The organism is Streptococcus mitis, from assembly GCF_002096735.1.
GTDB classification, from domain to species: domain Bacteria; phylum Bacillota; class Bacilli; order Lactobacillales; family Streptococcaceae; genus Streptococcus; species Streptococcus mitis_CZ.
Window position 1 is genome coordinate 273,619 of the sequence record NZ_NCVC01000017.1, and the last position, 14,426, is coordinate 288,044.

The 14,426-nt window shown below is 35.2% G+C and carries 18 protein-coding genes and 2 pseudogenes; 16 read left to right on the plus strand and 4 right to left on the minus strand.

Annotation, left to right across the window (positions count from 1 at the left end):
• Positions 1 to 23: 23 nt before the first annotated feature.
• From B7703_RS08400 to B7703_RS08415, 4 genes are read right to left on the minus strand one after another with little or no spacing between them, the layout of a single operon-like run.
• Positions 24 to 323 carry a DUF5960 family protein gene (locus tag B7703_RS08400; RefSeq protein ID WP_001072467.1) on the minus strand — a complete coding sequence of 100 codons (300 nt, stop codon included), beginning with the start codon at positions 321 to 323 and terminating at the stop codon, positions 24 to 26.
• Positions 310 to 678 carry a hypothetical protein gene (locus B7703_RS08405; RefSeq protein ID WP_000567222.1) on the minus strand — a complete coding sequence of 123 codons (369 nt, stop codon included), beginning with the start codon at positions 676 to 678 and terminating at the stop codon, positions 310 to 312. The genes B7703_RS08400 and B7703_RS08405 overlap by 14 nt, the downstream gene beginning before the upstream one ends.
• A 12-nt stretch (positions 679 to 690) precedes the next feature.
• Positions 691 to 1,026 (minus strand): DinB/UmuC family translesion DNA polymerase, encoded by a 336-nt coding sequence (locus tag B7703_RS08410; protein WP_000806926.1) that lies wholly within the window; start codon positions 1,024 to 1,026, stop codon positions 691 to 693.
• Positions 1,023 to 1,268: a hypothetical protein gene (locus B7703_RS08415; protein WP_001813542.1), complete on the minus strand. Its 246-nt coding sequence runs from the start codon at positions 1,266 to 1,268 to the stop codon at positions 1,023 to 1,025. The genes B7703_RS08410 and B7703_RS08415 overlap by 4 nt, the downstream gene beginning before the upstream one ends.
• 508 nt (positions 1,269 to 1,776) lie before the next feature.
• Here B7703_RS08415 and B7703_RS08425 point away from each other — a divergent pair.
• The 16 genes and pseudogenes from B7703_RS08425 to B7703_RS08500 form a co-directional block, all read left to right on the plus strand.
• Positions 1,777 to 2,343: pseudogene (locus B7703_RS08425) on the plus strand (hypothetical protein).
• A gap of 321 nt (positions 2,344 to 2,664) precedes the next feature.
• Positions 2,665 to 2,853 carry a hypothetical protein gene (locus B7703_RS08430; protein WP_000179769.1) on the plus strand — a complete coding sequence of 63 codons (189 nt, stop codon included), beginning with the start codon at positions 2,665 to 2,667 and terminating at the stop codon, positions 2,851 to 2,853.
• Between the two features lie 63 nt (positions 2,854 to 2,916).
• Positions 2,917 to 3,681 carry an ATP-grasp domain-containing protein gene (locus B7703_RS08435; RefSeq protein WP_049487161.1) on the plus strand — a complete coding sequence of 255 codons (765 nt, stop codon included), beginning with the start codon at positions 2,917 to 2,919 and terminating at the stop codon, positions 3,679 to 3,681.
• Between the two features lie 191 nt (positions 3,682 to 3,872).
• Positions 3,873 to 4,217, plus strand: a complete 345-nt coding sequence (locus B7703_RS08440; RefSeq protein WP_049487162.1) for a hypothetical protein — start codon at positions 3,873 to 3,875, stop codon at positions 4,215 to 4,217.
• Positions 4,218 to 4,292: 75 nt separating this feature from the next.
• The gene (locus B7703_RS08445) at positions 4,293 to 5,576 is read left to right on the plus strand and encodes a hypothetical protein (protein ID WP_049487163.1); all 1,284 of its coding nucleotides are present in this window, start codon (positions 4,293 to 4,295) and stop codon (positions 5,574 to 5,576) included.
• Between the two features lie 235 nt (positions 5,577 to 5,811).
• Complete coding sequence (locus B7703_RS08450) at positions 5,812 to 6,618, plus strand: alpha/beta hydrolase (RefSeq protein ID WP_049487164.1); 807 nt, start codon at positions 5,812 to 5,814, stop codon at positions 6,616 to 6,618.
• An 11-nt stretch (positions 6,619 to 6,629) separates the two neighbouring features.
• Entirely contained in the window at positions 6,630 to 6,764 is a 135-nt protein-coding gene (locus B7703_RS08455; protein WP_080976061.1) for an ADP-ribosylglycohydrolase, read from the plus strand.
• A 96-nt stretch (positions 6,765 to 6,860) separates the two neighbouring features.
• On the plus strand, positions 6,861 to 7,478 hold the full coding sequence (locus tag B7703_RS08460; protein ID WP_049487165.1) for an SAP domain-containing protein: 618 nt from the start codon (positions 6,861 to 6,863) through the stop codon (positions 7,476 to 7,478).
• Positions 7,479 to 7,518: 40 nt separating this feature from the next.
• The gene (locus tag B7703_RS08465; RefSeq protein WP_049487166.1) at positions 7,519 to 8,373 is read left to right on the plus strand and encodes an ADP-ribosylglycohydrolase family protein; all 855 of its coding nucleotides are present in this window, start codon (positions 7,519 to 7,521) and stop codon (positions 8,371 to 8,373) included.
• A gap of 113 nt (positions 8,374 to 8,486) precedes the next feature.
• Positions 8,487 to 9,368: a diacylglycerol/lipid kinase family protein gene (locus B7703_RS08470; RefSeq protein WP_049487167.1), complete on the plus strand. Its 882-nt coding sequence runs from the start codon at positions 8,487 to 8,489 to the stop codon at positions 9,366 to 9,368.
• Positions 9,369 to 9,431: 63 nt separating this feature from the next.
• The gene (locus B7703_RS08475) at positions 9,432 to 9,923 is read left to right on the plus strand and encodes a phosphoribosylanthranilate isomerase (RefSeq protein ID WP_049487251.1); all 492 of its coding nucleotides are present in this window, start codon (positions 9,432 to 9,434) and stop codon (positions 9,921 to 9,923) included.
• A gap of 173 nt (positions 9,924 to 10,096) precedes the next feature.
• Positions 10,097 to 11,836 (plus strand): glycoside hydrolase family 13 protein, encoded by a 1,740-nt coding sequence (locus B7703_RS08480; RefSeq protein ID WP_084924419.1) that lies wholly within the window; start codon positions 10,097 to 10,099, stop codon positions 11,834 to 11,836.
• Between the two features lie 85 nt (positions 11,837 to 11,921).
• Positions 11,922 to 12,794 carry a DUF4300 family protein gene (locus tag B7703_RS08485; protein WP_084924421.1) on the plus strand — a complete coding sequence of 291 codons (873 nt, stop codon included), beginning with the start codon at positions 11,922 to 11,924 and terminating at the stop codon, positions 12,792 to 12,794.
• Positions 12,795 to 12,977: 183 nt separating this feature from the next.
• The gene (locus B7703_RS08490) at positions 12,978 to 13,289 is read left to right on the plus strand and encodes a hypothetical protein (RefSeq protein WP_045611677.1); all 312 of its coding nucleotides are present in this window, start codon (positions 12,978 to 12,980) and stop codon (positions 13,287 to 13,289) included.
• A gap of 3 nt (positions 13,290 to 13,292) precedes the next feature.
• Positions 13,293 to 14,009, plus strand: coding sequence for an alpha/beta hydrolase (locus tag B7703_RS08495; protein WP_084924422.1), 717 nt, complete (start codon positions 13,293 to 13,295; stop codon positions 14,007 to 14,009).
• 18 nt (positions 14,010 to 14,027) lie between these two features.
• Positions 14,028 to 14,126, plus strand: a pseudogene (locus B7703_RS08500) (type II toxin-antitoxin system death-on-curing family toxin); the annotation flags it as partial.
• Positions 14,127 to 14,426: the final 300 nt, after the last annotated feature.

Sequence of the window (14,426 nt, forward strand, 5' to 3'; positions counted from 1 at the left end):
AGGAACAGTCAATTGAACTGCTCCTATTTTTCTGCTAAATATATTGTAGTTTTCTTATATGTATAATGATAGATTAGCGGATTCTCATCTACGGTACTTACTTCAAATATGAAGAAGTGATCGCGGTTATCTCTGGACTTTTCCTTATTGAGGACAAAGTAATTCTTACGTGAAGTCGCCATTGTTTTTAGGATATCATCAGTTAGGAAGGTCAATGGAATATTCATGTTAGAGTAGCGGTAGAAGTCACGTTCAAAATCTTGGTAGCTCTCGCTATAATAGTCCATTTGTAGGTGATTACGCTGAAACTCAAGCTGATTCATAGAGCACCTCCTCGACAAGTTCAATACTAATAATGTCTTTTAATTTCAAATTGATGTGACCTGTTGTAGTTTTTATCAAAATGAAATCTTTGGTCAGACTTGGTATTGTTCCAGTGTAGGAAACACGCTTGTTTTTTTCAATCACTTGAATGCGTGTGCGTAGCTGCCCGGCGTATACTTGACTGAGGAGTAATAATTTCTTCTCTAGTGATAAGTCAGACATGTACGTTACTTTGTTTGTATCATCAGAGAGTGCTGATGCATGTTCAGATAGGAAAAAGCCCATCCATTTTTGCATCTTTGTATCCTGGTACTCTCTTGCTGATTGAAATGGTAAATATGAACGGTCAATCATATCAAATCCTTTCTATGCAGAGGCAAGGGTATTTTTATCAAATTGAATCGTAAAACCTTGAATTCCCCCACCTGTGTAACATTCTTTAAAGCGATTGATTACCTCAGTATAGATTATCACAGATGAGCTTGTTGGCTTAATGCTAAATGTAAATTCCAATGGTAATCGGTTTTCAGATTTAGCATGTACTAGTCGTATCGATATTTCAGTTGTTTTGAGTTTTCTCTGACGAAGTTTTGAAGTTGCTGTTTCAACGATTCCATGTAAAAATCTTTCAAGCATTTCAATATCATTACATCCTTTGCTACGGATTTCTGAAAATTGTACTGTATTTTTTTCTTGTTTCATTTTAATCCCTCCAATCCACCCGCGGAATGACCACCGATAAGTTTACTGCGTTCAATATTTCTGGAACCTTCAGTTAGGACGGTTCCTTTTTGTATGGCTAAAAAACCAAACTGTTCTCTGACAACATCAATAGCTGTCTGAAGTCTATTATCTTTTTCAATTTGTTCTACATCATCAAAGAGTGATAGTAGAGTATAGCTTTCATCTACGAAGCCACTATAAGATACACCAATTTGTCTCACTGCACCAGAGGTGTATTTTTTCGGAATAATACAAGTACATGACTCACCATTGTTTTGGGGAGATTTGCGGGTTCAATTTTATTCTGAGCATTTATAGATTTTTTCATCTCAGTCCTAGAATAGCCAATATGAATAGAAACGACAGTAGTCAATACTAGGGCTACTGTTCCGTTCCACAGTATCATTTAAAAATCATTTTCACACCCTTTCGTCTATTAGTATAGAAGAAAGCTCTCAGCACATGTCGAGTGTGTAAGCTTGTTAGTGAAACGTAGCTAATCCTCAAAAGGTTCACCCAAACCTTTTGAGTCCCACAAACGCATCACGTTGAGGCGGTATCACTGCTTGTACGAGCTGAAGCATCAGCGAAGTAGAAGCAGATGCTCCGCCCATGGGATAGGACTCGGAGAATGAGGAGGGAATATGATGAGATGATACAGAAAGCCTGAACTGATCAGGTGACGTGCTTATTTACATTAGCCTAATGATGAAAATAGAAAGATTATCGATGGTTATATTGGAATTGTACCAAAATGATTATTCTAAAGATATAGTCGCGTTTGATTCAATAAAAGAGGGGAAAACTTTTGTAGCTCAAATCCCTGGATATACTTTAGAAACAGAAGATGGATTTGAAGTAGAGTTTTTTAATCCTACAAATCTACCAGACTATCTGGAAATTATCTATAACGGAAACATTGTACCTTTGTCTAAATTTATGTTTGATCCTGAGGAAAATGTTGACATTATTTGGAAAGAAATCTCGAATCTATCCGAACCAAACGAAAAAGTAATTGAAGGCTATTCCAAAATCGATGCCTATGTTGTTAACAACGATGAAGTTAAAACCTAAGTGGAAGCAAGAGAAGCGAACTATCGGCAGGCAAAAGACTTTCTAGAATGCAGTGGATATGAAGTAGACAGAAGCTTTTTCAGAAGTGAAGACGGTGAAGCGATTCTCTACAGAAAAAAAGGTGCAGAAGATTGGCATTTCTTGTGTTACTTAGACCCAATATTTTTAGAGATTGAAGATGTAGAGGGATATGTTAAAGAAGAGGTTGGAGAAATTCAATAGTCAACCAAAGTTCCTTATCAGCATGTAGATTTGCTAGTAAAATCGTCAAATCCTTGTAACAAAGGGGGTTAAGAGAACCCTTGAGTGTAAGCCGTTTTCTTGTTTAGAGGGGACGTATTAGAGTATCCGCTCATAATTTATACTAGACCTGATAACTTATTTGAGATAGATTTTATTTCTATAAATACTGTGGAAATTTTTTAATACCAAAGATTTAAAGTTACTGTGTTAAAAAACCTCCCCACTTTTAAACTAATGTATTATAAAAATCAGTTGACATAAGTGTTACACCTGTGATAGAATTGACTTGAGGTGAAGAAAATGGCAACAGATAAAAATAGAATAATGATTAGCTTGGATGATAAAAATTTAGAGAAACTTGAAAATTTAGTAGAAGATGCTAGAGATAGAAGAGGAATGCGACTAACAAAGTCCCAAGTTATTGAATTACTCCTAAATACCGTTGATTATTTCGATGATATTATGGGAGCTATTTACTCAAAAAAATAACAGCGAAAATGCTATTATTTTTTTTACAAATAGGTGCAACACTAGTGATATAGGAGTGATAAAATGGTTGTTTATATTAGACAAAGTAAATTACCAAATGAGGTTTCAATTAATAAATACAATGCTCAAGTAGGTGCCTACTTACAAGGAGAAGAAGTTGTTTTATATCAATCTTTTTCTGAAATAAAACAGTTAACAAGCGATGATGCAGTTATAGATTATATAACGGAGACCAGAGCATTACTAAAAATGATGGGGTTAAACGTTCCGGTTTACGACTATCCTATTGAGCTTAAAGAGTTTTATGGTCGAAAGATTTATGCAGGTGTTTTAGGAGAGATTGTAAATATACCTGATAATTGGGGAAAATTTATTAAACCTAAAGCTGGATCAAAAGTCTTTACAGGAAGAGTTGTTAATGGAACCCGTGATTTGATAGGTATTGGTCTACCTTTCGACTATCCTATATGGATTAGTGAGGTTGTAGAATTCATAGCAGAATGGCGTTGTTTTGTGTTAGATGGTAGCGTATTAGATGTTCGCCCCTATACAGGTGATTATCATGCACAATTTGATCCTAGTGTAATTGATGAAGCCATATCATGTTGGAAAGATGCTCCAATAGCTTATGGACTAGATATCGGTGTCACTCGTGATGGCAGAACACTTGTAGTTGAAGTGAATGATGGTTATGCATTGGGAAATTATGGACTATCTCCTTTAAACTCAATCAATTTTCATAAAGCTAGATGGAAAGAAATGGTAAAACCTTATTTTGAAAAAAATGATGTCTTTACTATGCCTGAAAATGAAAATATAAGTTTCTAAAAGGAACAGAAATAAATCTGTGTAACTGCAACGAGTAAGTTGCAGTTTTTTGTTTGGAATAATGATATAATAGGTTAAGAAAATAATGAAAACGCTATATATTTGAAAATTGTTTAGAAAGTAGAAAGTATGAAAACAATCGACATGATTATTAAATCATCAACTTGAATTATAAAAAAAGGAGTACTAACATGCCGAAATATACCGACGAAGATATTAGAAAATTAAATAAAATCACATTAAAAATTGCTGGTGATTATTTAGGTATAAGTTCACAGGCAGTTGCTATAGGTCTTAGAAATAATTTTCTCCCAATTGGTTTTGCTATTCATAACGAAGAAAGAGACAGACGTTTCACTGAGAGTTGGTCATATCATATTATTGCTGAAAGAATGATTTCATACAATCACGGTAAGCTATCTGAGATCCGTGTTGAAAATATTGAAACTAGTTTAGATAAAATTATAGAGGAATTTAACGGTTTAAAACAAGATTTACTTTTTATATTAAGCGAAAATGCAGAAGTGAAGAATTAGAGGTTTTTGAATTTGCGTTTTCGCTTGGTAAATATAAAAACGGTGATGTAAAATATAAGGGTAAAGGTGTTTCAAATGAAGATGATAAAGACCTTTTCTAGAGAAGAACTCTATGAAGAAATCTGGGAAATAAGTGCAAAACAAGTTTCATTGAAATATGATTTAAGCTATTCAGACTTACTCAAGAAATGCAAAGAATTTGAAATCCCAATTCCAAATGGTAGTTATTGGTATCGTAAGAATACTGGACAAGATTTAAGTGAACTTATTGTGCCATTACCACAAAATGTCGTAAATGAAGTTAATATTGATAGAAGAAGTCTAAAGAATAATAGAATAAAACCTGCTAAACATAAAGAGGTGAGTTCGGAAGATAAAAATAAAGATATTTTTAAACTTGATACAACTAGTATAAGAAGTTCATTATCATTTTTAGAGGACGATAAAATAGAGCGTATTATTGAAACAGTTTCAAATCTAAACCAGTCTCCAAATAAGAGGTTACATAAATCTGTAGCTGATCTAAGAGATAAAATTGTAGAGTGGAATAAGAGGGAAAAAGCTGCTTCTTATCCTTACTTTGATCCTAGACACAGATATAATGATTTAAAAGAACCTAAATTTGTAAAAAATATTTCACTAAATTCACTTCCTCGTTTATATCGCTTTTTAGATATACTGTTTACTGTAATTGAAAGAATCGGTGATAATGTAACTTCAAAATTGGATATTCAAATTGATAAGGATATTGTTCGTTTTGATGTTATAGAATCAACAGACAAAGTAAGTCATGAATTAACGAAAGAAGAAGCTAAAGAATTAGCGAAGTACAATGATAGCGTAAAGTTTAATGGATATGCTTATAAACCAAGAATAAGGAAGTATGACTATATACCAAATGGAAAATTTCGATTTAAGATAATAGATGGTAAATACATTAAAGATACTAATGAATTCTCGATTGAACAATCACTCCCAGAAATAATTGTTTTAATTTACCAAGAGTATTATAAAGTTAAGAACTTACGACTTGAACGAGAAGAGAGAGAAAGACTATACAAAGAGGAACAGGAGCGAAAAAGAAAATTACAAAATAGAATCGAAGAAGAGAAGAAGCAGACAATGTCTCTTCTTAATATGCTAGAAGATTTTCAAACAGCAAATGATTTAAGATTGATGGCTGATAAATTGGAGATGGCAGGGAAGCTTAGTAAAGACGAAATTGATTGGATTAGATCCAAAGCAGACTGGATCGACCCAATAGTTTCTTCAACAGACGAATTACTAGGAATTAGAAATCATGAAATTTCTAGAGAACAAAAAGAACAATATCTAAGTGAGAAAAGGTACTACTGGTGACTTTGTGTTTTTAGTTTTACAGAGTGTAGTGTTATTGGAGTAAATGATTAACTATTGTAGTAATAAATCATTTTACACATTTATTTGAAATAGGCATTTGGTACAAGACAGTATATACTTTCGTTCTATAATATATAAGTTAACTAGCACCACATGTTCGGGTGCTATCACTGCTTGTTCAAGCTGATTAAACAAGGATGTAGCTAGTGAAAGTCCTACAGTAAGGAGTTTAAACATGAAATTCCATGAATTTGGTAAGAAGAATTTGCCTCCTATTTTACTAATACATGGTGGTGGCAGTTCTTGGTGGAATTATCTTCGTCAAGCACGTATCTTGTCAGAAAAATACCGTGTTATTTTACCTACTTTGAATGGTCATGGTGAAGAATATCAACTTGATTATGTTTCTACTGAAGATTCGGCTTTGGAGATTCTAGACTATATCAAAGCAAACTGTGGTGGGAAATTGTTTGCAATCGGTGGTGTTTCACTTGGTGGTCAAATTGCCATGGAGCTTTTGTCTTTAGATAGTGAAATTGCTGAGAAGGCCATTATAGACGGAAGTCTCTGTATTCCTCAACCAAGGTTAGCTAAAATCAGCAGCTTTCTAGTGTCTCTATTCGGTAAACTGATGTTCAATAAATTCTCTTGCAAACTTCAGTTAAGCATGATGAACAAACTCTATCCTAAACTGGCTTATCCAGAGGAAATAAAAGCTTATTATTTGGAGGATCTGCCAAGGACACCTGTTAAAACATTGGTGACCATTTACAAAACCTATATGGGGTATTACAAGCTGAAAGATATGATTTCTGCTAGCAAAGCTCAAGTTCTGTATATCTATGGTGAAAAAGAATTGAACTGTGTGAAAAAATCAGCGAAATTATTTCATCAGCTACATTCAAATACAATTTGGTATGAAGCAAAGGGTTATAACCACGGTTATTTATCAGCTTACCTGCCTTATGAGTGGATTGATTTGGTGGTGCCATTTTTAAAGAGTGATTCATTAGAAATGTGTAACGAATCTGAAATGCCATAAGGAGGAAACGGATGCTAGGAGCAATTATTGTAGATATTGTAGGTTCAGTTTACGAATGGAACAATATCAAAACGAAGGACTTTCCTTTATTTAGTGAAGATTGTTTTTTCACTGATGATACGGTAAGTCCGAAGCTGATTGTGTGAGTTTGTTAGTGAAACGAAGTTAAACGTCAAAACAATGAAACTAAAACTCCATTATTTCGATATGACAATCTAAATTTGTTTTAAGGTGGTGTTTTTTTGATAAAAAGCAGACCTGAGTTTGATAAAATTGCATCCTTTGATGAGTTTAATAAATACTATTGGTATCGTAGTGAACTTTCACAGATATGCAAGTCATTAGGGCTTGAATATAGAGGTACAAAACAGGAACTCAATGATATTATTGAGCAGTACTTTAAGGGGAATTTGATTAAAAAATCATCAATAAAAAATAAAAAGAAACGAGTAGAAGTCGTTACCTTGGACACACCCTTGCTTGAATGTGGATTCTCCTTTAATGCACACTTTAGAGAATATTTCTCAACTTTAACAGATGTTTCGCCCTTTAAATTTACTGCTGATATGGCGACAGCTTGGAGAAAAGTAAAAAGAGAAAATGATTTGAGTTTTACAATCCAAGATATGCTAAAAGTTTATTATGGAGATTCAAATTATGCCAAGTATGACCATTCGGTTTGTCAATGGAACCAATTTTTAAAGGACTTCTGTGCAGACGAAAATAATCGTAACTGCTCGAATAAACTAAAAGTAGCTTCCATTCTTTGGAAAGAAGTTAGAAATTCAAGTAATGAAAAAATTTATTCAAAGAAACTTTTGACTGAATATGCTGATAGAATAGACGAGTATGAAAAGTAGAAATGTCAGTCTCAACCAATAGTTTGTAAGGAGGAATACCATGCTAGGAGCAATTGTTGGAGACATTGTAGGTTCAGTTTACGAATGGAACAACATCAAAACGAAGGATTTTCCTTTATTTCGTGAGGATTGTTTTTTCACGGATGATACGGTTATGACCTGTGCTGTCGCTGAAGCAATCATGAATGGTGGGCAAAAGGATGACTTTATTGACGCTATGAAGAAATATGGCAGAATGTATCCGGATGCTGATTATGGTGCTCGGTTTAATGCATGGCTAAATAGCGATAACCGTGAGCCTTATAGTAGCTTTGGGAATGGATCAGCTATGCGTGTTTCTCCATGTGCTTGGGACATGGACTGTGGTTTTTATGCGAGAACTGGTATGTGGCCATCATCTAGAGGACTTGCGAGTCTTTCTGCAGAGGTAACTCATAATCATCCAGAAGGTATTAAAGGTGCAATGGCTACAGCTGATGCTATCTTTCTGTGTCGTTTTTACTTTGGTGGTCATTGTAGAGAATACGAGCAACCAATCAACGACAATCCTACGGAGTGTAAAAGACGGATTAAGGATTATATAGAGAAGGAATACAGCTACAATCTATCTCAAACTTTAGATGAAATCCGTCCTAACTATCGTTTCAACGAAACATGTCAGGAAACTGTCCCTCAAGCCATTATTGCCTTTCTTGAAAGTACAGACTTCGAAGATGCGATAAGAAATGCCATCTCACTTGGTGGCGACAGTGATACACTCGCAGCAATCACTGGCAGCATAGCAGAGGCAGCTTATGGTATTCCTGACTGGATAAAGGATAAGGCCTATTCTTACTTGGATGAACCCTTAAAGGATGTAGTTAGACGATGGGACAATAGAATAAAAGCAAATTAATCTCCAGTACGTCATATTTCTCTTTTCTGTATTTTCATTGTATAATAGGATTACATTTACTTGCATACGACGAAATGTAAACATTTCTATTTAAAAATTAAGGAGTATTATCAATGAAAAAAGCAATGTTAATTATCAACCCTACTTCTGGTGGCGAGAAGGCTTTGGATTACAAAGAAAAGCTGGAGAATAAAGCAAAAGAATACTTTGAGCAAGTGGAGACCAAGATTACCGAAAAAGCGCTGGATGCAACACATTTTGCTGAGGAAGCTTCTCGTGAGCAGTACGATGCAGTGGTTGTGTTTGGTGGAGATGGGACTGTCAATGAAGTTATTTCGGGTATTGCTGAGAGAGACTACATTCCTAAGTTGGGTATTATCCCTGGGGGTACGGGTAACCTCATTACGAAACTGTTGGAAATCAATCAAGACATCGATGGCGCAATTGATGAACTCGATTTTAACTTAACCAATAAGATTGATATCGGAAAAGCGAATGACAATTATTTTGGTTATATCTTTAGTATCGGTTCTCTGCCAGAAGCGATTCACAATGTTGAAATTGAAGATAAGACAAAATTTGGTATTCTTGCCTATGCTGTAAATACCATGAAGTCCGTTATGACGGATCAGGTCTTTAACATTAAGGTTGAGACAGAGAATGAAAATTATGTTGGTGAAGCTAGCCATGTTTTGGTTCTCTTGACAAATTACTTCGCTGACAAAAAAATCTTTGAAGAAAACAAAGATGGCTATGCCAACATTTTGATTCTGAAAGATGCTTCAATATTCTCTAAATTATCCGTTATTCCTGATTTACTAAAAGGAGATGTTGTCGGCAATGATAATATTGAGTACATCAGAGCGCGTAATATTAAGATCTCTTCAGATAGTGAATTGGAGTCAGATGTTGACGGCGATAAATCGGATAACCTACCTGTAGAAATCAAAGTTCTAGCTCAACGAGTAGAAGTATTTTCAAAACCGAAAGAGTAGAAGATAAAAAATAGTTTATTTTTTACAATGAAATCAAGTTCTGTATCAACGATTGGAGGAGGAATGAATTCTCTATTTGATGAATTTCGAACAATTTGTTCTCATTTAAACCAAATCGGAATCACTCCGACGCTCATGGGGTCCTTGGGTTTTGAATACCGTTCAAATGAAGAATGGAGGCCGTCTGACATTGACATTCATGTGCCTGGTGATCCTAGAGGTTGGGAAGCACCTGATCATCTCAGAATTTATGAGTGGGACAAGATAATGAAAGTGATGAAACACTTAGGATACGCCTTAATAGATATTCATGAGCATGAATTCCAAAAAGATGGTCTGAGTGTTGAGTTTGGAAGTATCGATTCTTTACCTGATTTTGCAGGAGTTTCGGAATCGGATATAGAGCTGATTCATCTCGAAAACATCACTTTTCACGTTCCAAGTTTGGAACAGTTTTTAAGTATTTACAAGGCTTCTTCCCAAGATTCCTATCGAAATGATCACAATAACAATAAGGATTTTAAAAAAATAGAGTGGCTGGAAAGACATTTGTAAATCATCATTTGAAAAGTAGCAAGTTGTAAGACTGGCTGCTTTTTTTATTTATAGAACCAAATCACTAGAATCTACGGACAAGCCTTGAAAATAAAATACGAAAGTAGTATACTAGAATCATAATTATGAAAACGTTTGCGTAAAATTTGAATTAAAACTAAGGAGACAAATTGATGGAATTAAGCGCTATTTACCATAGGACTGAGTCGGAGTATGCCTATCTTTATAAGGATAAGAAACTTCATATTCGGATTCGAACTAAGAAAGGGGATATTGAAAGCATCAACTTGCATTATGGTGACCCTTTTATCTTTATGGAGGAGTTTTATCAGGATACAAAGGAAATGTCCAAGCTGACTTCTGACGCCATCTTTGATTATTGGCAGGTTGAAGTCTCAGTTGATTTTGCACGTATCCAGTATCTCTTTGAACTCAAGGATACAGAAGGCCAAAGTATTTTGTATGGCGATAAAGGGTGTGTGGAAAATTCTCTAGAAAATCTTCATGCTATTGGAAATGGATTTAAGTTGCCTTATCTTCATGAAATTGATGCCTGCAAGATTCCTGATTGGGTTTCAGATACGGTATGGTATCAGATATTTCCTGAGAGATTTGCTAATGGAAATGCGCGATTAAACCCAGAAGGGACTTTAGACTGGGATTCATCTGTCACACCTAATAGTGATGATTTCTTCGGTGGTGATTTACAGGGGATTATTGACCATCTGGATTACTTGCAAGACTTGGGCATTACTGGACTTTATCTTTGTCCGATCTTTGAATCTACGAGCAATCATAAGTACAATACGACAGACTACTTTGAAATTGACCGTCATTTTGGAGACAAGGAGACCTTTCGGGAGCTGGTCAAGCAAGCTCATCAGCGAGGTATGAAAATCATGCTGGATGCTGTATTTAATCATATTGGTTCGCAATCGCCTCAATGGCAAGATGTTGTCAAAAATGGGGTGGGGTCTGCTTACAAAGATTGGTTTCATATTCAACAATTCCCAGTGACGACTGAAAAGCTAGCTAATAAGAGAGACTTACCCTATCATGCTTTTGGTTTCGAGGACTATATGCCTAAGCTAAATACGGCCAATCCAGAGGTCAAGGATTATCTTTTAAAGGTTGCGACTTATTGGATTGAAGAGTTTGATATTGATGCTTGGCGTTTGGATGTGGCTAATGAGATTGATCATCAGTTTTGGAAGGATTTTCGAAAAGCAGTTTTAGCTAAAAAGCCCGATCTTTATATCCTTGGAGAAGTCTGGCATACGGCTCAGCCTTGGCTAAATGGCGATGAGTTCCATGCCGTCATGAATTATCCTTTATCTGATAGTATCAAGGACTATTTCTTACGAGATGTTAAGAAGACTGACCAATTCATCTATGAAATTAGTGGTCAGTCTATGTATTACAAGCAACAGATTTCAGAGGTTATGTTTAATCTCTTGGATTCGCATGATACAGAGCGAATCTTGTGGACGGCAAATGAAGACGTTCAACTAGTTAAATCAGCCCTAGCCTTTCTCTTTTTACAAAAAGGAACACCCTGCATTTATTACGGAACCGAGTTATCCTTGACTGGCGGTCCAGACCCAGATTGTCGTCGTTGTATGCCTTGGGAACGTGTATCAAGTGACAATGATATGCTGAATTTCATGAAGAAGCTAATCAAGATTCGCAAACATGCGTCAGCAACCATTCAGCACGGCAAGTATAGACTCCAAGAAATCAAAGCTGATGTACTAACCTTGCAATGGAATTACGATAACCAAGTCATCAAAGCCATTTTTAACCAGTCCAAAGAAGATTATCTTTTAGAAAAGGAAGCAGTAGCACTAGCAAGCGATTGCCAAGAATTAGAGAATCAGCTTGTCATCTCTCAAAAAGGATTTGTGATTTTATAAAGAGTAGTTGATGAAGATTATGCTCTTTTTCTCAACTTATGTAGTATAATAAGGCTAGTGACTACACCTGTCAAAGGAGAAAGAGATGAAGGTATCAAGAAAGTTAGCCACATTAGGAATATGTTCCTTCTTGTTTTTAGGCTTGGCTGCTTGTCAACAACAAAATACTACTTTTGAAGGGACGAATCAAAGGCAAACCAGTTCAGCGAAAGTTCCATGGAAAGCTTCATACACCAACCTAAACAATCAGGTAAGTACAGAAGAGGTCAAATCTCTCTTATCAGCTCACTTGGATCCAAATAGTGTTGATGCCTTTTTTAATCTTGTAAATGATTATAATACTATTGTCGGCTCGACAGGCCTATCAGGAGATTTCACTTCCTTTACTCACACCGAATACGATGTTGAGAAAATTAGCAACCTTTGGAATCAAAAGAAGGGCGATTTCGTTGGTACAAACTGTCGTATCAATAGTTATTGTCTTTTGAAAAATTCAGTCACCATTCCAAAACTTGAAAAAAATGACCAATTGCTTTTCCTAGATAACGATGCGATTGATAAGGGAAAGGTCTTTGATTCCCAAGATAAGGAAGAATTTGATATTCTATTTTCGAGAGTTCCAACTGAAGCAACTACAGATGTCAAGGTCCACGCTGAAAAGATGGAAACATTCTTCTCCCAGTTTCAATTTAACGATAAAGCTCGAATGCTATCTGTAGTCTTACACGACAATCTGGATGGTGAGTATCTGTTTGTAGGCCACGTTGGGGTCTTAGTGCCTGCTGATGATGGCTTCTTATTTGTAGAGAAATTGACTTTCGAAGAGCCCTACCAAGCGATTAAATTTGCCAGTAAGGAAGATTGCTACAAGTATTTAGGAACCAAGTATGCAGATTACACAGGTGACGGACTGGCTAAACCTTTCATCATGGATAATGATAAGTGGGTTAAGCTTTAATAGTGGTAAGATATGACAGTAATCCTAGGACATTTATATTTTTGATGAGTTGGTGGGTTATTTCAATCGTTAATAGCCAGAAACCACTCTTTAAAGTATTGCTCGTATTTCCAAACAGTCCATTTGTAGTTTTATTTGGATTGGTATATAATTTAACTTAGTGAAAATAGGAGGACTAATTGAATGGAATTAAAAGATTTTACAGAAAAAGAACAGGAAATGATTAAGAAGGGGCTGACGACGTCTAAGATTAGTGACAAGGAAACTGCTGAGAAGATTCTTGCACTAGTACCACAAGACTTGATTAAGAGAATCCCATTTTTCGTCAGAAAACATGCTACGACACGTACGATCAAACGAATTTCTATTGAACACCCTGAGCTCTACGCAGCAGCTCAAACAAGTGGTGAAATTCCAGAAAAAGAACGCGAAGAATTGCAGCAAATTATCACGACTATCTTTGAACAAAAGATGAATAAGCATAGTATTAAGTAGAGAATGAAAAAATATTTTATTGGAGGTCTGGGAAGCAATTTCTATCATAGCAAGGATTTTCTTCAAGAACTAGATTCGCAGATTTATTTTCTAAATCCATATGAAAAGCATCTTCGAGATGAAACAGAATTGAAATCATGGTTTAAAAATGAGATTGTAGAGGAAGAATCTATATGTCTGATAGGTCATTCTCTTGGAGGAGATTTGGCGCGTTATCTTGCATCGGAATTTTATGAAGTGACAAAACTGATTCTTTTGGATGGTGGCTATCTAGATTTAGATAAGATTTTACCTTTAGATACAGAGTTAGAGGAAACTAAAAACTATATTGAATCTCAAGTCGTTTCGGACTTAAATCTTCTTATTTCTAAAGAAAAATCCGAAGCAAAGCATTGGTCAGAAAATATCGAGAAAGCCGTAAGACAGTCCTATCACTGGAATTCTGAGTATAATAGATATGAGTTATCTATAAATTATGAAAATATAGAAGCGATACTCAGCCTACGGAGGAAAATACAAGCTTTTAAGAGAGAAGTGGGAGATACTTTGTTTATCAGTCCTCGCTATTCTAATGGAGCTACATGGAGAGAGGAAACCCTAAAAGAATTGCCAGACTATTTTGATACTATTTTTCTAGAGAACTTTGGTCATGAGCTTTACACTGAAGTACCCAAAGAAATCGCTAGTATGATTAATGAGTGGCTCTCTTATTCTCAATGAGCTACTTGTATTGCTTGAAAAAAGCATGTTTTTGCCAATGCTAATAAACGAACTGCTTTATTCGTTTTGGTGAAATTTATACAATTAAATGGCTATCGTTTTTCTGTTACCATTAAATAAGCACAAGATTCGTTAAGATACATTTAAAAGAACTAGTGGACTAGTTCTTTTTATATTCGCTTTCACATTATACAACTTATACAAATCTATATAAAATATTATTTTTCCGAACAAAAATAGATATTTTTTCAAAAAAGTACTTTACAGAGTGTTAGAAGTATGTTATATTAATAAAGCTTAGAAAATGAGATGATGTTTTCTAGCAAATATAAACCCGAGTAAAAAATGCCTACGGACAGGCAGGGTTGAATGCCGAAGCGTGGTTTAAAAGCCACATTATTGATAGGGTTAAAAGCC